The sequence below is a fragment of the Yimella sp. cx-51 genome, assembly GCF_017654605.1.
Lineage (GTDB): Bacteria > Actinomycetota > Actinomycetes > Actinomycetales > Dermatophilaceae > Yimella.
Window position 1 is genome coordinate 1,509,495 of sequence record NZ_CP072113.1, and the last position, 25,445, is coordinate 1,534,939.

The 25,445-nt window shown below is 67.5% G+C and carries 19 protein-coding genes; 10 read left to right on the top strand and 9 right to left on the bottom strand.

Annotation, left to right across the window (positions count from 1 at the left end; translation table 11 throughout):
• Positions 1 to 58: 58 nt before the first annotated feature.
• Positions 59 to 2,251, top strand: coding sequence for a tetratricopeptide repeat protein (locus J5M86_RS07150; RefSeq protein WP_188060763.1), 2,193 nt, complete (start codon positions 59 to 61; stop codon positions 2,249 to 2,251).
• Between the two features lie 81 nt (positions 2,252 to 2,332).
• Here J5M86_RS07150 and cphA read toward each other — a convergent pair whose 3' ends face one another.
• The 4 genes from cphA to glgC are packed head-to-tail and all read right to left on the bottom strand — an operon-like array spanning position 2,333 to position 8,549.
• On the bottom strand, positions 2,333 to 5,182 hold the full coding sequence (gene cphA / locus J5M86_RS07155) for a cyanophycin synthetase (protein WP_188060762.1): 2,850 nt from the start codon (positions 5,180 to 5,182) through the stop codon (positions 2,333 to 2,335).
• Between the two features lie 25 nt (positions 5,183 to 5,207).
• A complete protein-coding gene (locus J5M86_RS07160; protein WP_188060761.1) occupies positions 5,208 to 6,095 on the bottom strand; it encodes a cyanophycinase in 888 nt (295 codons plus the stop codon).
• Positions 6,088 to 7,305 (bottom strand): phosphoserine phosphatase SerB, encoded by a 1,218-nt coding sequence (serB, locus tag J5M86_RS07165; RefSeq protein WP_188060760.1) that lies wholly within the window; start codon positions 7,303 to 7,305, stop codon positions 6,088 to 6,090. The genes J5M86_RS07160 and serB overlap by 8 nt, the downstream gene beginning before the upstream one ends.
• Complete coding sequence (gene glgC, locus J5M86_RS07170) at positions 7,302 to 8,549, bottom strand: glucose-1-phosphate adenylyltransferase (RefSeq protein ID WP_188060759.1); 1,248 nt, start codon at positions 8,547 to 8,549, stop codon at positions 7,302 to 7,304. Before glgC ends, serB begins: the two co-directional genes overlap by 4 nt.
• An 87-nt stretch (positions 8,550 to 8,636) precedes the next feature.
• Between glgC and glgA the strand changes: the two genes are divergently transcribed.
• Positions 8,637 to 9,848 carry a glycogen synthase gene (glgA, locus tag J5M86_RS07175; protein ID WP_188060758.1) on the top strand — a complete coding sequence of 404 codons (1,212 nt, stop codon included), beginning with the start codon at positions 8,637 to 8,639 and terminating at the stop codon, positions 9,846 to 9,848.
• Positions 9,849 to 9,950: 102 nt separating this feature from the next.
• Here the strand turns inward: glgA and J5M86_RS07180 are convergent, their stop codons facing one another.
• Entirely contained in the window at positions 9,951 to 10,706 is a 756-nt protein-coding gene (locus tag J5M86_RS07180; protein WP_188060757.1) for a hypothetical protein, read from the bottom strand.
• Positions 10,707 to 10,737: 31 nt separating this feature from the next.
• On the opposite strand from J5M86_RS07180, the gene J5M86_RS07185 reads away from it, so the two are divergent.
• Genes J5M86_RS07185 through J5M86_RS07195 form a run of 3 tightly spaced genes read left to right on the top strand, consistent with a single transcriptional unit; the run spans position 10,738 to position 13,142 of the window.
• Positions 10,738 to 11,523 carry an ABC transporter ATP-binding protein gene (locus J5M86_RS07185; RefSeq protein ID WP_188060756.1) on the top strand — a complete coding sequence of 262 codons (786 nt, stop codon included), beginning with the start codon at positions 10,738 to 10,740 and terminating at the stop codon, positions 11,521 to 11,523.
• A gap of 22 nt (positions 11,524 to 11,545) precedes the next feature.
• A complete protein-coding gene (locus J5M86_RS07190) occupies positions 11,546 to 12,310 on the top strand; it encodes a sulfite exporter TauE/SafE family protein (protein WP_188060755.1) in 765 nt (254 codons plus the stop codon).
• A 7-nt stretch (positions 12,311 to 12,317) separates the two neighbouring features.
• Positions 12,318 to 13,142 carry a TrmH family RNA methyltransferase gene (locus J5M86_RS07195; RefSeq protein WP_370587343.1) on the top strand — a complete coding sequence of 275 codons (825 nt, stop codon included), beginning with the start codon at positions 12,318 to 12,320 and terminating at the stop codon, positions 13,140 to 13,142.
• A gap of 147 nt (positions 13,143 to 13,289) precedes the next feature.
• Here the strand turns inward: J5M86_RS07195 and J5M86_RS07200 are convergent, their stop codons facing one another.
• Positions 13,290 to 13,679 carry a type II toxin-antitoxin system VapC family toxin gene (locus J5M86_RS07200; protein WP_188060754.1) on the bottom strand — a complete coding sequence of 130 codons (390 nt, stop codon included), beginning with the start codon at positions 13,677 to 13,679 and terminating at the stop codon, positions 13,290 to 13,292.
• The gene (locus J5M86_RS07205) at positions 13,676 to 13,915 is read right to left on the bottom strand and encodes a type II toxin-antitoxin system Phd/YefM family antitoxin (protein ID WP_188060753.1); all 240 of its coding nucleotides are present in this window, start codon (positions 13,913 to 13,915) and stop codon (positions 13,676 to 13,678) included. Before J5M86_RS07205 ends, J5M86_RS07200 begins: the two co-directional genes overlap by 4 nt.
• A 223-nt stretch (positions 13,916 to 14,138) precedes the next feature.
• Between J5M86_RS07205 and J5M86_RS07210 the strand changes: the two genes are divergently transcribed.
• Positions 14,139 to 16,289, top strand: coding sequence for a hypothetical protein (locus J5M86_RS07210; RefSeq protein ID WP_188060752.1), 2,151 nt, complete (start codon positions 14,139 to 14,141; stop codon positions 16,287 to 16,289).
• A gap of 75 nt (positions 16,290 to 16,364) precedes the next feature.
• Here the strand turns inward: J5M86_RS07210 and J5M86_RS07215 are convergent, their stop codons facing one another.
• Complete coding sequence (locus J5M86_RS07215) at positions 16,365 to 16,739, bottom strand: DUF3037 domain-containing protein (RefSeq protein ID WP_188060751.1); 375 nt, start codon at positions 16,737 to 16,739, stop codon at positions 16,365 to 16,367.
• On the bottom strand, positions 16,736 to 17,503 hold the full coding sequence (locus J5M86_RS07220; RefSeq protein WP_188060750.1) for a HipA family kinase: 768 nt from the start codon (positions 17,501 to 17,503) through the stop codon (positions 16,736 to 16,738). The genes J5M86_RS07215 and J5M86_RS07220 overlap by 4 nt, the downstream gene beginning before the upstream one ends.
• Before the next feature lie 84 nt (positions 17,504 to 17,587).
• Here J5M86_RS07220 and J5M86_RS07225 point away from each other — a divergent pair, with 84 nt between their 5' ends.
• The 4 genes from J5M86_RS07225 (at position 17,588) to J5M86_RS07240 (ending at position 25,437) form a co-directional block, all read left to right on the top strand.
• A complete protein-coding gene (locus J5M86_RS07225) occupies positions 17,588 to 18,370 on the top strand; it encodes a 1-acyl-sn-glycerol-3-phosphate acyltransferase (RefSeq protein ID WP_188060749.1) in 783 nt (260 codons plus the stop codon).
• A gap of 69 nt (positions 18,371 to 18,439) precedes the next feature.
• Positions 18,440 to 20,551 (top strand): ATP-dependent DNA helicase RecQ, encoded by a 2,112-nt coding sequence (locus J5M86_RS07230; RefSeq protein ID WP_188060748.1) that lies wholly within the window; start codon positions 18,440 to 18,442, stop codon positions 20,549 to 20,551.
• A 119-nt stretch (positions 20,552 to 20,670) separates the two neighbouring features.
• Entirely contained in the window at positions 20,671 to 22,005 is a 1,335-nt protein-coding gene (locus tag J5M86_RS07235) for a DNA polymerase IV (protein ID WP_188060747.1), read from the top strand.
• A 36-nt stretch (positions 22,006 to 22,041) separates the two neighbouring features.
• Positions 22,042 to 25,437, top strand: coding sequence for a DUF2126 domain-containing protein (locus tag J5M86_RS07240; protein ID WP_188060746.1), 3,396 nt, complete (start codon positions 22,042 to 22,044; stop codon positions 25,435 to 25,437).
• The last annotated feature ends 8 nt before the right edge of the window (positions 25,438 to 25,445 follow it).

A 25,445-nucleotide genomic window follows, 5' to 3' on the forward strand; every position in this document is an offset into this window, starting at 1 on the left:
CGCTGGTTCACGCGCGCGCGGACGGCGAATCGGTGCTGCAGGTCCTAGAGTTGCCGGCATGAACGCTCCCGTGCAGCCGGCCGTAGAGATCACCGAGGTGCGGGTGCTCGAAGGCCCCAACCTCTACTTCCCGCGACCGGCAGGCAAGATCGCGCTGGAACTGCCGGGCTACTTCGAGGCCGACACCGAGGTCCTGCAACGCATCGGATCGCAGCTGAGCCTGCGCCGCCGGTCCGCGGGCGAGCCCGGTTCGGCCGAACGCCGTCAGTACGTCGTATCGCTCGTCGAACGGCTGGTGCGCCTGCTCGCGCTGGAGGTCGGCACCGCACGCCTGGGCGTACGCACCCGCCCCGTCGCCGAGCACGGTATCGTCGTGGCCTTCGTGCTGCGCTACCGCGGCCGGGTGCAAGCCCTCGCCGACGCCCTGGCGATCACGCTTCCGGCCATGCTGGACGGCACCCCGGCGAAGTCCGCCATTGCGTCAGCTGTCACCGCCCTTGCCGACGCACCACGCGGCGAAACGCTGCGTCCGTTGCGTCCGAAGGTGCCGATCGTCGCCGTGACCGGCACCAACGGCAAGACCACCACGACCAGGCTCATCGCCCATCTCGCCATGACGGCCGGGCTGCGATGCGGATGGAGCTCCACCGATGGCGTACTCGTGCAAGGGGAGGTCGTCGAGCCGGGCGACTACTCGGGTCCGGCTGGCGCGCGAACTGCGTTGCAGGACAAGACGGTCGAGTTTGCCGTGCTGGAGACAGCGCGCGGCGGCATGCTGCTGAAAGGTCTCGGCACGGCCTACAACGACGTGAGTGTCGTGACCAATGTCAGTGCCGATCACCTCGGGCAGAACGGCATCGACACCGTCGACCAGCTGGCCGAGGTGAAGGCGATCATCACCAAGGTCACCAAGCCGACCGGCTGGGTGGTGCTGAACGGCGACGACCCGCGCGTGTGGGCCATGCGCTCGACCGCCAGCGCACCGGTGTGGTGTTTCTCCCTCGACCCCGAGTCACCGTCACTGCGCGAATCGCGCGAAGCAGGCGGACGCGGCATCACCGTCATCGACGGCGAGATCGTCGTGCTCATGCCGCATCAGCCCCCGCAGACCCTCGTGTCGGTGCTCGACGTCCCGATGACCATCTGTGGGCTCTCCCTGCACAACCTCGCCAACGCACTCGCGGGCGCGGCTGCGGGCCTGGCATCGGGCCTACCGACCGAGTCGGTCGTCGAGGGCTTGCGCACGTTCGCGCCGGACGCCGCCCACAATGCCGGCCGGATGAACATGTACTCGCTGCCGCTGGCCGATGGCGGCAACGTGACGGTGATTCTCGACATGGCACACAACGAGGGCGGCCTCGAGGCGCTGCTGCGCGTGGCGCGCGGCCTCTGCGAGCCAGGCTCGAATGTCGTGCTGGGCCTCGGCACCGGTGGCGACCGCACCGACGATATTCTGCGCAACCTCGGCGAGATGGCCGGACTGGACGCAGACCGCGTGCACATCCAGCACAAGGCGAAATACCTGCGCGAGCGTTCGATGGAAGACCTCGAAGCCAAGTTCGTGGAGGGCCTGACGAGAGTCGGCGCCACGGCCGTGTCGAGTTCGCCGACCGAACTCGATGGCCTCCAGGCGCTCATCGCCGATGCCCACGACGGTGACGTGCTGCCGCTCATGACCCACGCCGATCGAGCACTTCTGCACGATTGGTTGTTGCAGCAGGGGGCCACGGAGGACGACGAGGAGACGGTGCGCCGCAAGGCGATTCGTGCCCGCGGCGAACACGAGGCCGAAGACCGCATCACCGCGCTGTGGGAGATGGACGATGCACAGGAGCGCATTCACGAAGCCACCCGCCTGCGCGCTGAATTTCCGTCGGACGCCCGGGTGCTCTACGAATACGCCGGCACCTTCGACAGTGCCGGCGACGAAGAACCCGCCGTCGAGGCCTATGACGAGGCGCTGGCCGCCGGCCTGCGCGAACCCTTCCGCCGTCGTGCCCTCATCCAGAAGGCGTCCACCTTGCGTCACCTCGGCCGGTACGAGGAGTCGCTGCAGATCCTGGACGACTTGCGGGCCGCCTGGCCAGACAACGACGCCATCGCGATCTTCCGGGCGCTGACCCTGAACGACATGGGGGAGCACGCCGTGGCCGCAGGCGATCTCGCGCGTTTCCTCGTGGCGCAGTCGACCCACGGGGATATCGAGCGGTACCGGCGATCGCTGACTCGGTTCACCGACGAACTCGGCTGAGCCGGGTTCCGTTACCGCGCTCCTTCCTCACGAGGGTTCAACCGCCGGTGGTCAAGAGGTCCCAACCACCGGCGGGGCGGTCTACTCCTCCGGACGTTCGAGGGCCTCGCGCAGTTCGCGCTCGTCCGCTTCCATCGCCGACTCGGCCTCCGCTGCCAACTCCTGCGGGTCGAGGTCGGGGTCGCCGGGCTGCTCGTCGCTGAATCGCGCACCCGCTTGGGCGGTGCGGCTGAACTCCTCGAGCTCGGTGAGCACCTTCGCGTGCTGATCAACGCACAGGACGACCACATCACCGGGGTTGGCACGCAGTACGGCGTGACGCACGGCGTCCAACTCACCGAGCACGACCTCGATCTGGCGCAGACGTGCTCCGGCTGCTTGGGCCTCCTTGGCACCCTCGACCAACAGCGCCGCGGCCTCCCCGGGCGCACGCCGCCGCAGGTTCTCGTCCTCGCGCATGATCAACACGTCGAAGTGCTGGGCGGCGATGCGGGCGAGTTCGCGGATGTCTTCGTCGCGGCGGTCACCGGCGGCACCGATCATGCCGATGCGCGAGATGCGCTGCTCGGTCGCGCCCTGACGCTGCGTGACGTATGCCTCGACGAACTCGCCGAGCTTCTCCATGCCGGGCGGGTTGTGGCAGTAGTCGACGAAGACCTCGGCGTTGTTGAGCTCGACGAGGTTGAGGCGTCCGGGGGAGAGGTAGTACGACGTGGTGAACGTGCGCAGACCCTGTCGGATGTCGTGCAACGGTGCACCCGCAGCGAAGGCAGCACCGGCCGCGGCCAGGGCGTTCGCGACGTTCATCCGGGCTGCGCCGCCGAAGGTGGACGGCAACAGGTGGGTCCACGCCAGGGGCATCGATCGGCGGCCCTGCTTCAGCACGATCATCTCGCCGCGCTCGGACGGCTCCAGCACCACCGCACGCGCACCGCGGCGGCAACGCTCCTCGATGAAGTCGCGCACCGGCGACCCGGGCGCCTCCATCGAGAACCACACGATGGTGCCGCTGCACCGGCGGCGCATCTGCCGCACCAGCGGGTCATCGGCGTTGAGCACCGCGAACCCGTGGCGCGGAACCGCTTCTACGACAACGGCTTTGACGTTGGCGAGGTCTTCGAGGGAGTCGACGCCGCGCATGCCGAGGTGGTCGGCCTGGATGTTGGTGACGACCGCGATGTCGTTGCGGTCGTAGCCGAGGCCCTCGCGCAGGATCCCACCGCGGGCGACCTCCATGACCGCGAAGTCGACGCGCGGGTTTTGCAGCACCATCCGCGCCGAGCGCGGGCCAGAGGCGTCGGCCTTGATGACGAGGCGTTCGTCGATGACGATGCCGTCGGTGGAGGTCATGCCGACCTTGCGACCCAGGCCCTTCATGATGTGGGCCAGCATGCGGGAGGTCGTTGTCTTGCCGTTCGTGCCGGTGACGGCCACGATCGGCACCCGCGACTGGGCACCGGGCGGGAAGAGCAGGTCGACGACCGGCTTGGCGATGAACTGCGGCTCGCCCACGGTCGGGTGAGTGTGCATCCGGAAACCGGGTGCCGCATTGACCTCGCAGATCGCGCCGCCGGTCTCGCGCACTGGCGCGGTGATGTCGGGGCAGATGAAGTCGATGCCGGCGACGTCCAGGCCGATCATCCGCGCCGCTTCCTCGGCGATCTCGATGTTGTCGGGGTGGGCGTCGAAGGTGCGGTCGACACTGATTCCGCCGGTCGACATGTTGCCGGTCAGCGCCAGCTTCACCATCTTCTCCGCGGGCGGCACGTCGTCCATGCCGAATCCTTGGTCGCGCACGAGTTCGATTGCCGCGTCGTCCACCTTGATACGGGTGAGCACCTTCTCGTGGCCGACACCACGGCGCGGGTCGGAGTTGGTGATCTCGACCAGTTCGCTCACGGTGTGCTCGCCGTCTCCGACCACGTGGGCGGGCACGCGCTCGGCGATGGCTGCCATCCGGCCGCCGACGATGAGGCAGCGGTAGTCCTTGCCGGTGATGAACGACTCCACCTGCACGACGCCGCGCCGTGATTGCTCCTGCGCGATCGGGAATGCCGTTCGGACGTCCTCGTCGGAGGTCAGGTTGAGGCAGACGCCGCGGCCGTGGTTGCCGTCGAGCGGCTTGACGACCACCGGGTAACCCACGCGGCCGGCCGCAGCGACGGCGCCCTCGACGGTGCGCACGCTCTCGGCCTTGGGCACGGGCAGACCGGCCGAGCCCAGCAGCTTGGTGGTGAGGTCCTTGTCGCCGGCGATGTCGACGGCGAGGGCCGAGGTCTGGGAGGTCATGGTTGCGCGGATGCGCTGGGCGTAGACACCCTGGCCGAGCTGCACCAGGGAGTACTGGTTGAGCCGCGTCCACGGAATGTCACGGCTGACTGCCTCCTCGATGATGGCCGCCGTTGACGGCCCGAAGGCGGTGCGTCCAGCGCGGGCGAGGAAGTCGTCGAGCTCGGTCGGGAAGTGGAAGTCGTCCTCGGGTTGCACCAAGTGGTTGACCAGTCGGGCGGCCAGCTCACCGGCGGCCAGCCCGACACGCTCGTCGACGAAGCCGTAGATCACGTTGTAGATGCCGGTCTCGCCCTTGACCGCCCGTGTCTTGCCCCGACGCATGTCGTGGCCGGCTTCCTGCTGCAGTTGCAAGGCGATGTGCTCGGTGACATGGCCGAGCCAGGTGCCTTCCCGGAGCCGTTCGACGAAGCCGCCGCGGGTGCCGCGTGAGCAGGTGTGCTCCTTGATGCCCGGAAGGCACTCGATGAGCTTGTCGGTGAACTCGGGGATGAGGTTGGTGGGGTAGTCCTCGAGTCCGCCGAGGTCGACGACCAGGTGGATCGCGGGCTCGTACGACCAGACGTTGGGACCGCGGTAGACCCGGGTGGAGCGGATGGTCAGGTCAGGGGTGGGGCCGCCGGAAACTACTTCGTTGTTCATGTGTGGACTCCAGTCTCGCGGGGGCTCAGAGGTGGCGCAGGGCCGCTGCGGCGGTGGCGGTGTCGTGCCGGTCTCGACCGGCCTGCACCGAGACATCGGCGTACTGCTCCACGAATTCGGTCAAGCTCGCCGTGGGCAGATCAAAAGTGGCTCCGTAGGGGAGGGTGTGCACGACCGCGCCGGTGACCAGCAGGGGCGCATCCCGGCGGGCTTCATGGGCGTCGGTGATCGCATTGCGGGCGTCGACCACGAAGACCGCGCCACTGCCCACCACGGTCAGGGTGGTCTCGTCGGTGATCTCGGCTGCGGTGTCCTCGTCGATGCCCATGCCGAGCAGGGACGGCGACCCAGCCACCAGTGAGAGCAGGCGGCCATAGCGCGCACGCTGGTCGAAGTGCTGGTCGACGATCACTCCGGGCAGCAGACCGAGCCCCACCGTCAACTGGGACGACCTCTGGCGAGGGGTCACGCCTTCTTCGCCCATCGAAATCATGAACTGGCTCATGATCGAGGCGCCCGCAGAGGTGCCGGCGATCACCGCGCCGCGCTGGTAGGCGCGCAGCAGTGCAGCGCCCAGTGGAGTGCCGACGATCAACTGGCTGAGCTTGAGCTGGTTTCCGCCGGAGATGAAGACACCGGTCGCATCGTCGACGATTGCGGCCAGTTCGTCGTCGTTGCTGGCTTGCCGGTTGGTGGGGTTGACGGCGCTGACCTTCTCGCATCCGAGTCTGGTGAAGACGGTCGAGTAGACCTCGATGACCTCGTCCGGCACCGATGAGGCTGTCGGAATGACGACCAACCGTGACTTGCGCCCGCCCGCGAGGCGGACGAAGCGGCGCAGGATGGTGACCCGGCCGACCTTGTCCTCCGCGCCGCCGATGATGAGCAGGGAGCGAGAGCCAGGTTTACGCATGGGTGGGATTGTAGGGATCGGCAGCACCCGCGGTGTCGGCATCCTCGATGTCGTCGCGGGAAATACCCAACAAGAAGAGCACTGTGTCGAGATACGGCACGTTCACGGTGGTGTCTGCCTGCTGCTGCACCACCGGTTTGGCGTTGAAGGCGATGCCCATACCGGAGGCTGCCAGCATGTCGAGATCGTTGGCGCCGTCCCCGACAGCGACCGTGCGCTCGATCGGCAGACCGTCCTGCTCAGCCCAGGCACGCAATCGGCGGGCCTTCTCGGCGCGGTCGACCACGGCGCCTTCGACCCGTCCGGTGAGTCGGCCACCGGCTACCTCGAGGGCATTGGCGTGCGCGTGGTCGATGCCGAGTTCAGCGGCGAGTGGGCCGACGATCTCGATGAATCCACCTGACACCACACCGACGGTGTAACCGAGACGCTTCACGGTGCGCACGAGGGTCGCTGCTCCGGGACTGAGACGCACCTGCGAGCGCACCTCGTCCAGCACCGAAACCGGAAGTCCGGCAAGGGTTTTCACGCGTTCGTGCAGGCTTTCGGCGAAGTCGAGCTCGCCGCGCATCGCGCGTTCGGTGACGGCGGCGACCTCCTGTTCGCGGCCGGCGTGACGGGCCAGCAGCTCGATGACCTCGTCGCGGATCAGCGTGCTGTCGACGTCCATGACCAGCAGGCGGCGGCCGCGTCGTGCCAGCCCGCCGGGTGCGACCGCGATGTCGACCTCCAACTCGGCAGCGAGCAATGAGAGGGTGCGGCGTAGTTGCACCACGTCGGCACCGGAGATGTCGAACTCCAGCGCGGTCACCGGATCGCGCGCCAGACGCCGGATGCGGTCGATGTTGGCTCCTGATTCGGCAACTGCGGCACTGATCGTGGCGAGGGTGTCGGAGGAGAGCCGAGGAGCCAGCACCACTAGATAGGCACGCCCAGGTCGGCGAGCGGGGTTGTCACCGCGGCCGTCGTGCAGATCGAGTTGGAGAGCGTGCTCGCCGGCCCATTGCTGCAGCGCCGGACGCTGTGCCATGACCGCCTCGGCCTGGTCAGTGAGCACACACAATGTCAGCCGCCCACGCACCACCACCTGCTCGAGGTCGAGCACCGCTGCGTGCGACGGAAGTTGCTGCAGCAGGGAGGTGGTGATGCCGGGTTGGTCGGTGGCGCTGACGGTGAGCAGGACGGTGTCGGAGGGAGTGTTGCCACTCACGACTCGATGACCGTCCCCTTGCCGACGACGACAATGCCGGACTCGGTGACGGTGAAGCCGCGTGCCCGGTCGTGCTCGTGATCGATGCCGATCAACACACCGGCCGGCACGTTGACGTCCTTGTCGATGATCGCCCGTCGGATGCGGCAGTTGCGGCCGATGTCGACGTTCTGCATGATCACCGAGTCGCTGACCTCCGCAAAGCTGTGCGTACGCACGTTCGGCGAGAGCACCGAGTTGCGAATCGTCGAACCACTGATGATGCAGCCCTGCGAGATGATCGACCCCACCGCATAGCCGGCGATGTCGGAGGCACCGGTGGTGAACTTTGCCGGCGGGTAGTTGCCCGGGCTGGTGCGGATCGGCCAGTCGTAGTTGTAGACGTTGAAGACCGGGTGGATCGAGGTGAGGTCCATGTGGGCCTCGTAGTAGGAGTCGATCGTTCCGACATCGCGCCAGTAGCCGAAGTCACGCTCGGTGGCGCCGGGCACCTGGTTGTCGCGGAAGTCGTAGGCGTAGGCCTCGCCGCGCTCGACGAACCACGGGATGATGTCGCCGCCCATGTCGTGGGAGCTCTCGTCGTTCTCGGCGTCCGTGACGACGGCTTCCTCCAGAGCGGAGGTCGTGAAGATGTAGTTGCCCATCGACGCGAGCACTTCGCTGGGGCTGTCGGCCAGACCCTGCGGGTTCTTAGGCTTCTCCAGGAAGGCCCGCACCTTTCTGGTCTCGCCGTCCTCCAGATCGATGACGCCGAACTGATCAGCCAACTCGATCGGCTGACGGATGGCCGCGACGGTGGCGGCCGCGCCGGAAGCGATGTGCTGGTCGAGCATCTGGGAGAAGTCCATGCGGTAGACGTGGTCGGCTCCGACGACCACCACGTAGTCGGGCTTCTCGTCATGGATGAGGTTGAGGCTCTGGTAGATCGCGTCGGCCGACCCGGCGAACCAACTTTTGCCCACGCGTTGCTGCGCCGGCACGGGCGCGACGTAGTTGTCGAGCATCGTCGACATACGCCACGTCTTGGTGATGTGACGGTCGAGGCTGTGCGACTTGTACTGCGTCAGCACCACGATCTTCAGGTAGGAGCTGTTGACCAGGTTGGTCAACGCGAAGTCGATGAGGCGGTAGATGCCACCGAAGGGGACGGCCGGTTTGGCGCGATCCTGGGTGAGTGGCATGAGGCGCTTTCCTTCGCCTCCTGCCAGGACGATCGCGAGCACGTGAGGACCTTTGGCAACCATGACTCCAACCTAGGTGCTACCGGTCAGTCACACAGAGATGCGCCGGAGACGTCTCGCAACCTGGGAGTAACCGGCTAGCGTCGAGTCATGCGAGTCGACGTGCTGACCAAGGAATACCCGCCCAACATCTACGGGGGAGCGGGGGTGCACGTCAGCGAATTGGTGCGTGCGCTGCGGGCTCTCGGCGACCAAGTGGTCGTTCGCGCCTTCGGTGAACCAGTGGAGGAGGCCGATACCTACGGCTACGCCGACCTGCCCGAACTCGCCGACGCCAACGCCGCCCTGAAGACTCTCGGCGTCGACCTGACGATGGCCCAGGACTGCGGCGGCGCCGACCTGGTGCATTCGCACACCTGGTACGCCAACATGGCCGGTCACCTCGCCTCACTCCTGCACGGGGTGCCCCACATCATCTCCGCGCACAGCCTCGAGCCGCTGCGCCCATGGAAGGCGGAGCAGCTGGGTGGCGGCTACCAGGTGTCGTCGTTCGTCGAACGCACCGCTTACGAAGGCGCGGCGTCGATCATCGCGGTCAGCGAAGGCATGCGTCAGGACGTGCTGCGCAGCTACCCCAGCCTCGATCCCGACAAGGTGCGGGTGATCCACAACGGCATCGATTCGCAGCTGTGGCAACGGGATTCGTCCGATGATGCACAGGAGTTCGTGCGCTCACACGGCATTGACCCGGACACCCCGTCGGTGGTCTTCGTCGGCCGCATCACCCGGCAGAAGGGCCTGCCTTACCTGTTGCGCGCCTGCCGCGAACTCCCGGAGGACGTCCAGCTCGTGCTCTGCGCCGGCGCTCCGGACACCCCCGAGATCATGGCCGAGGTCAAGGGTCTGGTCGATGAACTGCGCACCAACCGCAGCGCGCCCGTGGTGTGGATCGACGAGATGCTGCCTCGTCAGCGGGTCATCGCACTGCTTTCTGCTGCAACGGTTTTCGTCTGCCCGTCGGTGTACGAGCCGCTCGGCATCGTCAATCTCGAAGCGATGGCCTGCGAAGCAGCCGTCGTCGGCACGGCCACCGGCGGCATCCCCGAGGTGGTCGCCGACGGTGAGACCGGCTGGCTCGTGCCCATCGAGCAGGTCAGCGACGGCACCGGCACGCCGGTCGATCCGGACAAGTTCGTGGCTGATCTCGCCGCCACCCTCACCGAAGCGGTCTCCGATCGTGCAGAGGCGGAGCGTCGCGGAGTGGCCGGACGACAGCGCGCAGTCGAACACTTCGGCTGGGATGCCATCGCAGAGAAGACCAGGAAGGCCTACGAAGAGGTGGCCGCGGCCTACATGGGCTGAGCGATCATGATCTGTCACTGTCTTGCTGCCCGAACCGCATCTTGCGTGCTATAGCGCGCAAGGGATGGATCGGGGAGCAAGTCAGTTCCGTTGGCGCGTTGCTCAGCGCGTAGGCACGAGCCCGGCCAGTTGCAGCGCTGCGAGGTTGGTCGCGTCCGCCAACGCCTGATCAGCCGTCACCAACAGCCGGCGAAGGGCGCTCCGTCGTAGTTCGTGAGCGGCAGCCGCGCCGGCCGCGTCCTGCTCCAGCGCGGCCTCGGCGGCGTCGCTGATCGTCGCGGCTGTCCAGATCACCCTGGCGAGACGTCCGTCCATGCCGGAGGGCAACCCGAAAGGGGCGCTCGTGCGGGTGGACGCCTGCGCACGCTCACCGGCGTGCTGCCATGGCACCGCGTCGATGTCGTCCAATTCCGTTGTCGTCGAGCGGATCTCAGTGGTCAGGGTGCGTTCGATATCGGACGAGGTAAGCATCTCGATGCGATGGATCGGCACCGGCGCGCAGTCGTATGCGCGCAGGTGTGCCTGCCAGCCACGGTCGCCCTCCGGGCCGTAGGGGATGAGTTCGGGCACCAACGCACCACCGAACATCGGCACGAAGACGCACTCACCGGCATCGAGCGCGTCGGCCATGAGCGATGGTGACGACTTCGGCATCACGTGCGCGTGGCCGGGGTGGGGGAGCGCGCACAGTAGGACGCGTTCCCCGATCTGTGGCCACAGTTCGAGCCGATCGAGGTCGCCGCTCACGTCGTCGATGTCCGGAAAGGCGCGCTTGATCACCGCTGCCGCGGGTGCTGCGCCGTTCCACGCCGCGGTCGCCCACAGCGCGAGCCGAACCGATGCGGGGAGGGTGCCCATCGGGTCATCGTAGGTGTCCTAGGTTGGTCCCATGAGTGATGTCTTGGCCTTCGCCGGAGTGACCGTCGTGCGTGGCGACAAGAAGCTGCTGGACGATGTCACCTGGGAGGTCGAGGAGGGCGAACGCTGGGTCGTGCTCGGCCCGAACGGCGCCGGCAAGACCACCCTGTTGCAGCTCGCGGCCGCCAGGATGCACCCCTCGAGCGGCGTCGCAGGTGTACTCGCCGAGGTGCTCGGCGCGGTGAATGTCTTCGAGCTACGCCCGCGCATCGGTCTGGCGTCCGCCGCTGTGGCAGAACGCATTCCGGCGCAGGAGAAGGTGAGCGACGTCGTGGTCACGGCGTCGTACGCGATCGTCGGACGCTGGCGCGAGGAGTACGACTCGCTCGATCACGCCCGCGCCAAGGAACTGCTTGCGGCGATGGGCGCCGACCACCTGGCCGACCGCCGGTTCGGCACGTTGAGCGAGGGCGAGCGCAAGCGGGTGCAGATCGCTCGCGCCCTCATGACCGACCCTGAACTCATGTTGCTGGACGAACCGGCCGCCGGGCTCGACCTGGGCGGACGCGAAGACCTGGTGCGCCGCTTGTCCGAACTCGCCGAAGACATCTACGCGCCGGCCATGGTGCTGGTCACCCACCACGTCGAAGAGATCCCGCCCGGTTTCACCGATGTGCTGATGCTGCGCGACGGCAAGGTCGTAGCGGCCGGTCCGATCGAGACGACGATGACCGCGCAGAACCTCTCCGACACCTTCGGCATGCCCCTGCACCTCGATCGCCACGGCGACCGCTGGAGTGCGCGTTCGAGCTCGTGAGGCGCATCGATAGCCTGCGGTAATGCCTTGGACGGAAGCGCTGCTCATCCTGCTGGCCGGGATGGCAGCGGGCACGATCAACACGATCGTCGGTTCGGGCACCCTGGTGACCTTTCCGACGCTGCTCGCGTTCGGCGTCCCCAGCGTGACCGCGAATGTGTCGAACACCGTCGGCCTGGTTGCAGGTGGCCTCAGTGGCACCTGGGGTTACCGCCGGGAGGTGCGCACCTGCGCCACTGAACTCAAGCGACTCGCCCCGATGTCCTTCCTCGGCGCCGTCGTCGGGGCGTTGCTGCTGATCAAACTGCCGCCGGAGGCGTTCAGCGCGATCGTCCCAGCGCTGATCCTGGCCGGTGTGCTGCTGGTCATCTTCGGGCCCCGACTGCAGCGCTGGGCTGCCAAGAACCAGGCTGACAGTGACTCAGCCGGACGGCGCGGACTTCTCGCTGCGGGTGTCTTCGTCGCCGGCATCTACGGCGGCTATTTCGGTGCGGCACAAGGCGTTCTGCTGATGGGCTTGATGAGCGTGTTGCTCGCACAGCCGCTGCAGCGCCTCAACGGCGTCAAGAACGTCCTCGGCACCATCGTCAACTCGGTCGCCGCACTGACCTTCATCATCGTGTCGACACAGCACGTCAACTGGACGATCGCCGGGCTCATCGCCGTCGGATCATTGATCGGCGGGTTCATCGGCGCCCACTTCGGCCGCAAACTGCCGCCGAACGTCCTGCGCGGGTTCATCGTCGTCATCGGCGTGGTCGCGATCGTCAACCTGCTGGTGAAGTGAGTCGCCCGTGGCAGTGATCACCATCGACGACCCCCGCGACGATCGGGTGCGTGACTACTTCGGCCTTACCGATGTCGCGCTGCGCCGCGTGCTCGAACCTCAGGAGGGCCTCTATCTCGCCGAGAGCGAGAAGGTGATCCGGCGCGCGCTGGGCGCCGGACACCGTCCTCGGTCATTCCTCATGGCGCGTCGCTGGCTGGACGACCTGGCAGATGTCGTCGGTGATGCCGAGCGGGACGACATTCCGGTCTTCGTAGCCGAAGCCGGCGTGATCGAAGCGATGACCGGTTTCCATCTGCACCGCGGTGCTCTGGCGTCGATGCACCGACCGCTGATGCCCGCGTGGCAGGTCGTCGTGCGCGACGCCCAGCGGGTGCTGGTCATCGAGGACGTCGTCGACCACACGAATGTGGGCGCGATCTTCCGATCGGCAGCGGCGATGGGCGCCGACGCCGTGCTCGTCACTCCGCGCTGCGCCGATCCGCTCTACCGGCGAGCGGTGCGCGTCTCGATGGGCACGGTCTTCCAAGTGCCCTGGACGCGGGTCGAGCCCTGGCCGCACGCAATCAGTGAATTGCGCGAATCCGGTTGGCACGTCGCAGCGCTCGCACTGGACGACGACGCCGTGTCACTCGACGAACTCGCCGCCGCCGAGCACGACAGGCTCTGCCTTGTGGTGGGCACGGAGGGGGGCGGACTTTCCCGTAGCACGATCGCCGGCAGCTCGCAGACGGTGAGTATTCCGATGGCCGGTGGCGTCGATTCCTTGAATGTCGCTGCGGCCTCGGCGGTCGCACTCTGGGCCACCAAGAGGCGCGGTCAGCGCAGCTGAACTGATGCGTTGATCAAGCTCGCCAGAGTTCAAGCGTTGCCCAGCCTTCGAGTGCGCCAGCGACTCAATGGTGAGTCCGAGACCGGAAATTCCTGAAACAGGGGTGGGTCACGCGGTGGACGATGCGCAGCGCCTATCGGCTGCCGTTCAGGCGCGAGCGTCGATTACCCACGTAACGCCCAAGCCGAGGAGCGCCGTGTCGGCTGTCAGCAGGCGAATCTGCTCGACGTTTGCCTGAGCTAGCAACATTCGATCGAACGGGTCGTGCCGCGTGAAATCTGGGAACTCGGCCACTGCTGCTGCGTGGCGGGCAGTGAGGGGCAGTTCGGTCAGCCCGATGCTGTCCAGGCCGACTTGGAAGTCGCCAGGTAGGGACAGCTTTCCCAGCATTGTCTTGATGGTGACCTCGAGCACTGAAACCGACGAATAGCGCACCGCACCTGTGTCCGTGATGAGTGAACGTGCTGTTTGCCCTAGTCGCGCGTCTGCGGTGAGTGTCCAAATCAGTGCGTTGGTGTCGAGCAGAAGGCCCTTCACCCTTTGCCGCCGTCGAATGCGGCAACAAGCTCGGGATCGTATGCATCAAGCGCATCGGTGTCGACAGTCGTGCCCGTCCAGCCAGGCGCTCCGATAACAACGGGACCATCGGTATGCATCACCAGGTCGACGACCGGTTTGCCGGCGCGGGCGATCGTCACCCGCTCACCCGCCAAGGCTGCTTCGATGAGGCGCGACAGCTGCGTCTTCGCCTCGTGCACGTTGACCTGGACCATGCCTCAAGATTGGGCGACTTAGCTAAGTCTGGCTAGGTGCTTGCGTTCCGCCCACAGGGTCAGCGCAGCCGAACGGGTTCGTCGGGGTTCAAACCACATGAGGGTGCACCTGAGCGCGTACGTTCAGGGAAAGCCGCTTGCTGTCGGTTCGGACTCGGTCAATCACGGTCCGCACTTCGACAGCTGGTAGGGCCGCGTCCCCCCATCAGGCAGGAGCTGAACCATGGACAACCCCATCCTCTGGATCATCGTCGGCGTGCTCGTCGTGCTGGCGATCGTGGCGCTCGTCGCCATGATGAACAACAAGAAGAAGGAAGCCCAGCGCGCTGAAGCAGAGCAGTTGCGTCAGAACGCTGCTGCTGAACAAGCACAGTTGCGTGAGCGTGAGGACCACGCCCAGGCTGCGGCCGCAGAAGCGGACCAGCGCCGCCAGGAGGCCGACCGCGCTGCCGCGCAGGCCCGCGCGGCCGAGCAGCGCGCTGGCAGCGTGCAGCAGGAAGCCAGCTCCCTGCGCCAGAACGTCGATGAGCAGCACCGCAAGGCAGACCTGCTCGACCCGGACGTCGACACCGACAAGGACGGCTTCCGCAAGGACGGCTCCCGCCCGGGTGGCCTGGACGACGCTGACCGCGGTGAGCACCGCGACCACATCGGCGACCGCGACGACCACACGCTCGGCACCGACCGCGACCGCGACGAGCACCACGGACGTACCGGCGCTCTTGCTGCCGGTGGTGCTGCCGCCGGGGCCGGCGCCATCGCAGCTCACCGAGCCGGCGATGACCACGACCGCGACCGCAACGACGGTCTGCTCGGCGACCGTGATCGCGACCACGACGGTCGTGACGACCATCATGACAACAGCGACGGTCTGCTTGGCGACCGCGACCATGACCGCGACGGCCTGCGACACGACAACCGCACCGATGACGTCCAGGTGGCTGCTGCCGGCGGAAGCTACGGATTGCACCAGCAGGGCGAGCCTCGTCGCGACGTCATGAACGACGACTTCGACGACGACGTGCGCGACCCCGCGCAGACCCGCCAGATGGGCGATGGCGCAGATCAGCGTCACCACGGTGGCGTCGACCAGCAGGGCCAGCATGACGTCGGCTTCGGCGACGGTCTGGCGGGCAACAGCCCGCACGGCCACGACGGCACTCACGACAACCGTGACGGCTTCGGCTCGGACCCTGACCGCTCGGCACAGACCTGGTCGAACGACGCCGACCAGCGTGGTGTTGGCGGCGAGCGGGGCGGGCACCATGACGACGGTCTCGCTACTGACGATCACCTCAACGGCGGCCACGGTGCTGCGGCGGCAGGTGCCGGAGCAGCAGGCCTGGGCGCAGGTGCTGCCGCAGCCGCTCACCACCGCGGCGATGACGACCACGGCGGCAAGCTCGCCGAGGGAAGCTACGAGCGCGAACAACTGCGCGACCGGGTGAGTGACGAGGACCGCGAGCGTTACGGCCTGGGGCAGGGTGACGCCGGTCAGGGCACCATGGGCGATGTTCGCGGCGACCAGCACCACGGCGGCTACGACCAGCAGGGCAACAACCAGGCTGACTTCAGTGACGGCCTGGGCGGTCACAGCCCCGCTGCAGGTCAGCCCGGAGCCCAGCACGAGGCCGGCTTAGCTGGCGGTTCGTGGAACGACGGTGCCAGCGATCGGGCGCACGGTGGCACGGCTGCCGCCGGCCGCGATGTTGACAACGCGGACGGTTTGGCCGGATCTGGCGGTCGTCACCACGACACCGACACCGATGCTCCGGCGTCGGTCTACGAGCAGACCCGACAGGACCAGCAGGGTCAGCAGCACGGTGACCCGGTCGGCCACGGGGCTCAGGGCGGGTTCGCCGACGAGTCGACCTCGGGCTGGGCGGCCTCCAGCGACGGTGACCGCTTCGGCGACACCGGAACTGATCCCGGCCGCCTCGGTGACACCGGCAGTGAGCCCGGTCGCCAGAGTTGGGGCGACACCGGTCAGGACCGTCCGGCGACTGCCGACGACTACCTCGGTGCTCCGGCCGCTGGTCAGCACCAAGGCGACCGTCGCGACGCCGGCCAGCTGCCCACCGACCGGGGCGACCACCTTGGTCACGGCGAACGTCGGGACGACGTGGGCTCTGAGGGGCTTGGGCACGACTCTGACCGCCTTGGTGAGGGCCAGCACCTCGGTGACCACGACCGCGGCGCCGACTTCGACCGCGGTGCACCGTCCGACCCGTCGCGGACCGACGACCCGACTGCGGGCCGTCACGACGACACCGGTCGGTTGACCGATGACGGGGCTCAGCCACAGGAGCACAAGTCGATCGGTGACCGCATCCGGTCGCTGCGTGACGACCTGCGCGGTCGCGATCAGCACTGATCACGCCTGAGCACGCACCATTGACTCCGGCCCGTGCGGCCCCTCAGTGAGGGTTCGCACGGGCCGGGACCATGTTCAGGAGGTGGTGCGTTCGATCAGGCGTCGCAGTTCGGCCGCCGGATCCGTTGTCAGGCCGCCGTGCACAGGGCCTGGTTGCACGCTGGTGCTCCGCGGCGCCACCAGCCAACCGAAGCGAGCCCCGAGCGATCGGATCTGCGGTTTCCCGGGGGTGTCGAGTCCGGCCGCGCAGTCGCTCAGTGACCGCAGCGTCTGCTCGATTTCGGCGGCGTCGACATCTGGCGCGAAGACCTCCAGCAGTGGGGGCCGCAGATGCCAGCCGACGGCGAGGAAATCGGCCATCTGGGCGTAGAGCACAACGCCGACGTTGACGAACTCCTCCCGCTCGACCGCGGGCACGAATCGCAGTGTGGCGTATTGGTATCCGATCATCGGCGGTTCTCCGGCAACCACGCGGCAGGAGCAGCGAGCCGGGCCTGCAGGTGGGCGACGTACATCGCCCGCACGGCATCGGCGTCCGGCAGATCGGCGGTCGTCTCCAACCACTCGTCCGGCACGTCGGCGACGATCTCGTACAACACCTGCCCGGTCAGCTTCTGGGTGGCGGCGATCTGCACGCTACTGACGTCGGTGGCGACCTCGCGCAGGATGTGGCTGGAGTCGTCGAACGGTTGTGCCGCGAAGCGGGACGGGTCAGGTGTCCTGGATGGCCAGGTGTGGTGGAAGTAGAGCGCCGCGCCGTGGTCGATCACCCACAACTTCCGGCCCCAGCGCAGCAGATTCGGGTTGTGCGGCGTGCGGTCGATGTTGGCGACGAAGGCATCGAGCCAGAGGATCTCGGCGGCTTCGTGCGGCGGCGGGGGAGTCGTGCCGTCGTAGTTGAAAGCGCCCGGTAGGTAGTCCATCCCGAGGTTGAGGCCGATCGAGGCAGTCAGCAGATCCTGCACCTCCTCGTCCGCCTCGTACTTCGCGATCTGCTCGGGCAGTTCGATGAGTGCGAGTTCCGGCACGCGGATGCCGAGGGCCGAGGCGATTCCGGCCACGATGATCTCGGCGGCCAGCACCTTCACTCCCTGACCGGCGCCGCGGAACTTTATGACCCAGGTGCCCTCGTCCTCCGCCTCGACGATGCCGGGCAAGGAACCGCCCTCGCGAAGGGGCGTGACATAGCGCAGGGCGCGGGTGGTGGCGAGCACCCTGGGAGTGTAGGTGCCTCGGCGTCGACCACCTGTGCCCGAACGTGCGTCCACCATCGCCTGACTCGTCGGTAGGGTGATGCCATGGAGCCCGTCTACACGCCCGTCCGCTACTTCGCACGCGGACTGTTCGCAGCACAGGGCTTGCGTTTCAAGCGCACCGGTCAGGAAAACATCCCCGCCACGGGTGGTGGCGTCGTGGCGATGAACCACTTCGGCTATCTCGACTTCGCACTCGGCGGATACGCCTACGAGGACGCCGGACGCCTCGTGCGCTTCATGGCGAAGAAGGAAGTCTTCGACCTTGCCGGCGTGGGCACAATCATGCGGGGCATGAAGCACATCCCGGTCGACCGCGCAGCCGGCGCTGGGGCTTACCGAGCTGCCGTCGATGCCTTGAAGGCTGGCGAGCTCATCGGGGTGTTCCCCGAGGCGACGATCTCGCGCTCCTTCGAGCTCAAGGACTTCAAGACGGGTGCCGCTCGCATGGCGCAGGAAGCGGGCGTTCCGATTTTGCCGACGGTGGTGTGGGGTTCGCATCGCATCTGGACAAAGGATCATCCAAAACGGTTGGGCCGCAGCAATATTCCGGTGACGGTCACCGTCGGAGCACCGATCATGGTGGGTCCGCAGGACGACCCGAGCGAGGTGATGGCCGAGCTGAAGTCAGTGATGAAGCGGATGCTCGACCAGGCCAAGGACGAGTACGAAACGCTCACCGGCGACGAGGCGGTCTACCTGCCCGCTGCCCTGGGTGGAAGGGCGCCCACTCTGGAAGAAGCAGCGGCGCTGGAGGTACAGGAGCGGGCACGCCGCGCCGAGCGCAAGGCGGCCAAGGCTGCTGCGAAGCAGCATAAGAAGTCCTGACGCGTTGACGGAGCCGCGCTGTCCACAGCAGGTGCGGACGGTGTCGGTACTTCGTGGCATGGTCGAGCCATGCCGACAGATTCTTCGTCCGAAGCGCACGACGCTGCCCTGCAGAATGCCGTCACCCGCGTCCTGACAGCGCTGGCCGGGCCTGATGCCGCCCTGCGCGAGGGTCAGCTGGAGGCACTGGAAGAACTAGCCAAACCCGGCTCGCGCGTGTTGGTCGTCCAGGCCACCGGGTGGGGCAAATCGGCGGTCTACTGGATCGCCACCTCGATGATGCGTGATCGGGGCGACGGTCCCACACTCGTCGTCTCGCCCCTGTTGTCGCTGATGCGTGACCAAGTGGCCGCTGCTGAGCGGGCCGGTCTTGTGGCGGCGACGCTCAACTCCTCAAACATCGACGCGTGGTCACAGATCGAGGCCGACCTCGCTGCCGATCGCATCGACGTGCTGTTGGTGTCACCCGAACGTCTGGCCAACCCTGGCTTCGGTGCGCGGGTCATGGAGAGTCTCGCCGGCCGACTCGGCATGGCGGTGGTCGACGAGGCCCACGCGGTGAGCGACTGGGGCCATGACTTCCGTCCCGACTACCGGCGCGTTGTCGATGTGCTCGGCACCCTCAACCCTCAGACGCCAGTGCTGGCCACCACCGCGACGGCGAACGAGCGCGTCGTGGAAGACGTTGCAGCACAACTGGGTTCGCACACCCTCGTGCTGCGCGGGCCGCTGGCGCGGTCTAGCCTCACGCTTGCCGTCACGCCTCCGATGGACCCGTTGGCGCGGTTCGCGTGGGTGGCCGATCATCTCGCGCAGTTGCCGGGCGCGGGCATCATCTACACCCTCACCGTCTCCGACGCACACCGCCTGGCGGAGGTGTTGCGACAGCGTCATGGTGACGATCCAGCGCTGCGCACCGCCGCATACACCGGTGCGCTCGACGGCGCTGAGCGCGAGCAGCTCGAGGACGCTCTGCGCCGCAACGAACTCAAGGCACTGGTCGCCACCTCTGCGCTCGGCATGGGCTACGACAAGCCCGATCTCGGTTTCGTGGTGCACGTCGGCGCGCCACCGTCGCCCGTGTCGTACTACCAGCAGGTCGGGCGTGCCGGCCGAGCGATCGATCACGCGTTGGTCGCGCTGCTCCCGTCGGCCTCCGACGAAGCCGTCTGGGACTACTTCGCCACGGCAACCATTCCCAAACCAGCTGAGGTCGAGCGACTGTTGGCGCTGCTGGCCGATGCCGACGCACCGATCTCCGTGCCGACGCTCGAAGCCGAATCAGGCATCAGGCGCGGCCGCGTGGAGTTGATGTTGAAGCAGCTCGCCGTCGACGCAGTGGTCGAACGCTCCACCCAAGGCTGGACGGCTACCGGCAAGGAGTGGAGTTACGACCAGGCCCACTTCGACTCCGTCCTGGCCACCCGCCGCCGTGAAGCTGACATCATGCGCCGGTACGTGCGAGGGCAGGGCTGCTTGATGCAACTGCTGCAGGAGTCGCTCGACGATCCTTCCGCGGCGCCGTGCGGTCGGTGCTCGGTGTGCCGATCGGAGCTGCCGGACGGCCTGAAAGCCACGGCTGATCCCGAGACGATGCGCGGAGTGCGACGAGTGCTGCGCACCGAACGTCACATGCTCGAACCCCGCAAGATGTGGCCCGGTGGTGCATTCGGCACCCGCGGCAAGATCCCGGCGTCGCTGGCCGCTGATGCGGGGCGAGTGCTGGTGCACGCCGATGCGCCCGAGTGGCTCGACCAGCTCGGTGGGTGCCTGGCTGACGGCAGCGCCGCCGACACCGAACTGCTCGAACACGCGGTGCGGACTCTCGCCGACTGGAGCAAGACCTGGGCCGATCGTCCGACATGTGTGATTTCTCTTGCCGCCACAGGGCAGACGGCGCTCACCGAATCGGTCGCTGCTCACCTCGCCACGGCCGGACGCCTGCCGCATGCATCCTGGCCGATCAGGCCGGTGCCCACCGATCTCACCGGCGCTGACGAGGCTGCTCAGTGGCGCGAACAGTTGGCCGGGGAGCCACCCGCAGATGTCACCGCCCACACGGTCGTGCTGGTGATCGACCGCAGCTCCTCCGGCTGGGTGGCGTCCGTCGCCACCGCGGCGCTGCGCCAGGCGGGTGCCGCTCGAGTGCTTCCGCTGGTGATCCATCGCACCGTCGGCTGAAAGTCGCCGTCACCGAATGGCCGGGCTGTGAACCGGTGGCCGGCCCAGACCCCGGCCACTCGTGCATAGCCTGGCCACTCGACGGCCCGCCGGTCAGCCGGCCCAGGCACAATCGGTGCGTGCGAAGTCGTCCGAGCATCCTGCATCTCGACCTCGACGCCTTCTTCGCCGCAGTCGAGCAGCGCGACAAACCGAGCCTTCGCGGTAAGCCAGTGGTAGTGGGTGGCACAGGTGGTCGCGGAGTCGTGGCCACGGCCTCCTACGAGGCGCGCAAGTTCGGCGCTCGGTCGGCCATGCCGACGTCCCAGGCGCGGCGGCTGTGTCCGTCGGGTACGGCCTTCCTAAGTCCTCGATTCAGTGCGTACCAGGCCTCCAGCCGGGTGGTGATGGGCCTGCTCCGCGAACTCTCGCCGACCCTCGAACAGGTCTCGGTGGACGAGGCCTATGTCGACCTCGCCGACGGCGACGTGGACGACTTCTCCGTGCCAGCGCTGCGATCTCGGATGGAGCGACTGCTCGCGCAGGTCGCCCAGGAGACCGGAGGCCTGACGGCCTCAGTCGGTATCGGTAGCTCGAAGCAGATGGCCAAGATCGGCTCCGAGCTGGAGAAGCCGAGCGGGCTGGTGATCGTCGACGCCGGTCAGGAGGTCGAGGTGCTCGCGCCACTGTCGGTGCGGGTACTCGGGGGAGTCGGGCCGGTCACGGCCGAACGCCTGCGCACCTTCGGCGTCGAGACCGTCGCCCACTTGCAACGCATGTCGGTGACCGACCTGGTCAGCATCTTCGGCGACTCACACGGGCACGCCTTGCACGAGATGGCCTTCGCCCGCGACGACAGGCCAGTGGTGGTCGAACGTGAGGCCAAGAGCATCTCAGCAGAGGAGACCTTCGCCGTCGACATCGCCGACGCCCGCGTGCTCGACCGTGAGCTGGTGCGCCTCGTCGAGCGCGTCACGGGCCGCTTGGCGAAGAACGGATCCTTCGCCCGCACGCTGACCATCAAGGTGCGACACGGTGACTTCTCCACCTTCACCCGATCGGAGAGCACCCTGCATCCGACCGGTGACCTCGCCACGATCCTGGCTGGTGCGCGCCGACTCCTTGCCGCCGCCGACACCGCCGCGGGCCTGCGGCTCCTCGGGTTCGGGGTCTCCGGCCTTCTCCCTCACGCCCAGGAGCGCATGCTCTTCGACGACGACCAACCGCTTCCGCAGGTCAGCGAGCCGGCCGTCACCGCGCACGAAGTGGACGAAGGCTGGGGCCGGCATCCGACGTCCTGGATGCCCGGCGCAGATGTTCATCACGCCGAGCACGGAGCCGGCTGGGTGTGGGGGAGCGGTCTGGGGCGCGTCACCGTTCGTTTCGAGGGTCCGAACACCCCGCCCGGGCCCGTGCGCACCTTCGCCACCGACGATCCGCTGTTGGAGCATGCCGAACCACCCCAGTGGCGCTGAGCCGCATTCGACCACCCACGGCCATAGGGTGAGCGGGTGACGATCCGGGTTGCCCTCCACCACCGCACGACGTACACCTTCGACGAGCCGGTGACCGTGCACCCCCACACCGTGCGGTTGCGTCCGGCGCCGCACAGCCGAACGCCGATCACCGCGTATTCGCTGAGCGTCTCTCCGCGCAACCACTTCATCAACTGGCAGCAGGACCCTTTCGGCAACTACCTGGCCCGGCTGGTCTTCCCCGAGCGGGTGAAAGAACTCGACATCACCGTCGACCTGGTGGCCGACATGACCGTGATCAACCCCTTCGACTTCTTCGTCGAGGAGTACGCCGAGCGCTTCCCGTTCACCTACCCGGCCGATCTGCGGGCAGATCTTGATCCTTACCTGCGGCCGGTGGACGACGGCGCCGATGGTAACGGCCCCTCGGAGCGTGTGCAGCAATGGGTGCGCCAAGCCGCCGCGCAAGGCACCAGTGGCGACGAAGATCCGCGCATCGTCGACTTCCTCGTGGCGATGAATCGCGCTGTGAATGAAGCCGTTTCGTACTCAGTGCGGATGGAGCCCGGCGTCCAGTCGCCGCAGGAAACGCTCGATCGCGGCATCGGATCGTGCCGTGACAGCGCCTGGTTGCTCGTGTCGGCCCTGCGCCAGGTGGGCCTTGCCGCCCGGTTCGTCTCCGGCTACCTGGTGCAGTTGACCTCCGACGTCAGCGCGCTCGACGGCCCGGACGGCCCCCGCGAGGACTTCACTGACCTGCACGCATGGGCCGAGGTGTTCGTCCCCGGCGCCGGATGGATCGGGCTGGACGCGACCAGCGGTCTCTTCGCCGGCGAGGGGCACATCCCGCTGTGCGCGACCCCGCACCCGTCCGCTGCCGCGCCGATCAGTGGCGCGACTGCGCCGGTCAACGTCAGCTTCGACTTCGCTAACACCCTGACCCGCGTGTTCGAGGATCCGCGGGTCACCCGTCCCTACAGCGACGACCAGTGGTCGAAGGTGCAGACACTCGGCGAACACGTCGACACCCTGCTCACCGACGGCGACGTGCGCCTCACGATGGGCGGTGAGCCCACTTTCGTCTCGGCCGACGACACCTCCACCCCGCAGTGGGAAACAGCTGCCGACGGTGAGGAGAAGCGTGCGCTCGCCGTGACACTCGCCGACCGGTTGCGCACCCGGTACGCCGCCAACGGCCTGACCCACCACGGGCAGGGCAAGTGGTACCCGGGTGAACCGCTGCCGCGCTGGCAGCTCGGGCTCTGGTGGCGCACCGACGGCGCGGCGCTCTGGAACGACCAGTCGTTGCTCGACAACCCGTGGGGCGAGCCGGTGCTCCAGGCGGATGAGCAGCGACAAGCAGTGGTCATCCGCGACCTCGCTCAGCAGCTCGCGGCCCGTCTCGGGTTGCCGGACGAGGTGGTCAATCCGGCCTACGAAGACCCGATCACGCAGTGGCACAACGAGATCCGCCAGCCCGAGGGTGCGCGTCCCGACGACGACATCGACCCGCTCGACCCGGCGCGCACTGCGGCGATGGGGGAGAAGGACGTCCCTGCCGCGTTGCCGCGTGGTTGGGTGTTGCCGATCTTTCCCGATCCGGTAGGGGAGGGCTGGGCGACGACCCGGTGGAGCACGCGCCGAGCCCAACTCTTCCTGACGCCGGGCACCTCTCCGATGGGGCTGCGGCTGCCGCTGTCGTCGATCGCCTGGAGTGAAGCGCCGGTGGTGCCCGACGCATCACCATTCGCGGCGCGTGGCTCGCTGCCCGCACCGGTGGCTGTCGAGCAGGACGTGCCCACCGCGGCCGTCCACGACATCGAGGATTCACCGCGCACCGCGTTGACGATCGAGGCTCGCGACGGGCACGCCTTCGTGTTCCTACCACCGTTGGCCGAAGCGGATGATGCGCTGCGACTGCTCAATGCCGTGGAAGGTGCAGCGGCGGCTGTCGGCGTACCCGTCGTGCTCGAGGGTTACCCGCCGCCTGGCGACCCCCGCCTGAAGTCGCTCACCGTCACGCCTGACCCGGGCGTGATCGAGGTCAACGTGCAGCCGACGTCCTCGTGGCGAGAGTTGGAGGAGTTGACCACCACGCTCTTCGAGGACGCCCGGCGCAGCCGCCTCGCCACCGAGAAGTTCGATCTCGACGGCACGCACACCGGCACCGGCGGCGGCAACCACCTCACCATCGGTGGCTCCAGCCCCGCGGAGTCTCCGCTGCTGCGCCGGCCTGACCTGCTGCGCAGCCTGATCACCTACTGGCAGCACCATCCGGCACTGTCCTACGTCTTCTCCGGGCGCTTCATCGGCCCCACCAGCCAGTCACCCCGAGTGGACGAAGGACGCCACGAGACGCTGTACGAACTCGAGATCGCTTTTGCCGAACTCGACCGCGTGACAAAGGAATCCGGCGAATCACGTCCGTGGTTGGTCGACCGGCTTCTGCGGCACCTGCTCACCGACATCACCGGCAACACCCACCGCAGCGAGTTCTGCGTAGACAAGCTCTACAGCCCCGACACCGACCGTGGACGGCTCGGCATCCTGGAGCTTCGCGGGTTCGAGATGCCACCGCACGCGCAGATGGCATTGGTGCAGGCGCTGCTGGTGCGCGCCCTGGTCGCGAAGTTCTGGAACGAGCCGTACACCGGATCCTTGGTGCGCTGGGGATCACGCCTGCACGACCGCTTCCTGCTCCCGGCCTTCGCGGCTGCCGATCTGCGCGATGTCGTCGCCGACCTCAATCGCTTCCTGGGTGAGGACGCCCATTTCGACCAGAGCTGGTTCGACCCCTTCCTGGAGTTCCGGTTCCCGCGGCTGGGCGAGACCGACATCGACGGCGTCCACCTCGAACTTCGGCAGGCCGTCGAGCCCTGGCACGTGCTCGGCGAGGAGATCTCCGGCGGCGGCACGTCCCGTTATGTCGATTCCTCGATCGAGAAGGTGCAGGTGGCAGCCACCGGGCTGGTGCCCGGACGCCACGTGGTCACCTGCAACGGCGTCCCGGTGCCGTTGGTGCCCGTCTCCGGATCCGGTTGGGGCACAGGCACTCCCGGCACCGGTGGCGCTCCCGACACGATGGTCGGGGGAGTGCGTTACCGCGCCTGGGCTCCACCGTCCGCGCTCCACCCCACGATCGGGGTGCACTCGCCGCTGATCTTCGACCTGGTCGACCGCTGGAACGGCCTCTCCCTCGGTGGTTTCACCTACCACGTCGTCCACCCCGGCGGCCGCTCCTACGACCGCTACCCGGTCAACGCTGCCGAAGCCGAGTCGCGCAGGAACAGCCGGTTCGAGGCGGTCGGGCACGCGTCCGGCACCGTTGACATGTCGTCGTGGCCGTCCTACGAGACGCAGGTGCGCCACGGCGGAGGGGAATATCCCTCGACACTCGACCTGCGGCGGTTCTCCCCGGGGCAGCCCTCGTAGGCTCTACG

Excerpts from the sequence above, each read along its gene's own strand:
- J5M86_RS07150 (WP_188060763.1), top strand. The coding sequence starts at position 59 with ATGAACGCTCCCGTGCAGCCGGCCGTAGAGATCACCGAGGTGCGGGTG.
- cphA (WP_188060762.1), bottom strand. The coding sequence starts at position 5,182 with ATGAACAACGAAGTAGTTTCCGGCGGCCCCACCCCTGACCTGACCATC.
- J5M86_RS07160 (WP_188060761.1), bottom strand. The coding sequence starts at position 6,095 with ATGCGTAAACCTGGCTCTCGCTCCCTGCTCATCATCGGCGGCGCGGAG.
- glgC (WP_188060759.1), bottom strand. The coding sequence starts at position 8,549 with ATGGTTGCCAAAGGTCCTCACGTGCTCGCGATCGTCCTGGCAGGAGGC.
- glgA (WP_188060758.1), top strand. The coding sequence starts at position 8,637 with ATGCGAGTCGACGTGCTGACCAAGGAATACCCGCCCAACATCTACGGG.
- J5M86_RS07180 (WP_188060757.1), bottom strand. The coding sequence starts at position 10,706 with ATGGGCACCCTCCCCGCATCGGTTCGGCTCGCGCTGTGGGCGACCGCG.
- J5M86_RS07185 (WP_188060756.1), top strand. The coding sequence starts at position 10,738 with ATGAGTGATGTCTTGGCCTTCGCCGGAGTGACCGTCGTGCGTGGCGAC.
- J5M86_RS07190 (WP_188060755.1), top strand. The coding sequence starts at position 11,546 with ATGCCTTGGACGGAAGCGCTGCTCATCCTGCTGGCCGGGATGGCAGCG.
- J5M86_RS07205 (WP_188060753.1), bottom strand. The coding sequence starts at position 13,915 with ATGGTCCAGGTCAACGTGCACGAGGCGAAGACGCAGCTGTCGCGCCTC.
- J5M86_RS07210 (WP_188060752.1), top strand. The coding sequence starts at position 14,139 with ATGGACAACCCCATCCTCTGGATCATCGTCGGCGTGCTCGTCGTGCTG.
- J5M86_RS07215 (WP_188060751.1), bottom strand. The coding sequence starts at position 16,739 with ATGATCGGATACCAATACGCCACACTGCGATTCGTGCCCGCGGTCGAG.
- J5M86_RS07225 (WP_188060749.1), top strand. The coding sequence starts at position 17,588 with ATGGAGCCCGTCTACACGCCCGTCCGCTACTTCGCACGCGGACTGTTC.
- J5M86_RS07230 (WP_188060748.1), top strand. The coding sequence starts at position 18,440 with ATGCCGACAGATTCTTCGTCCGAAGCGCACGACGCTGCCCTGCAGAAT.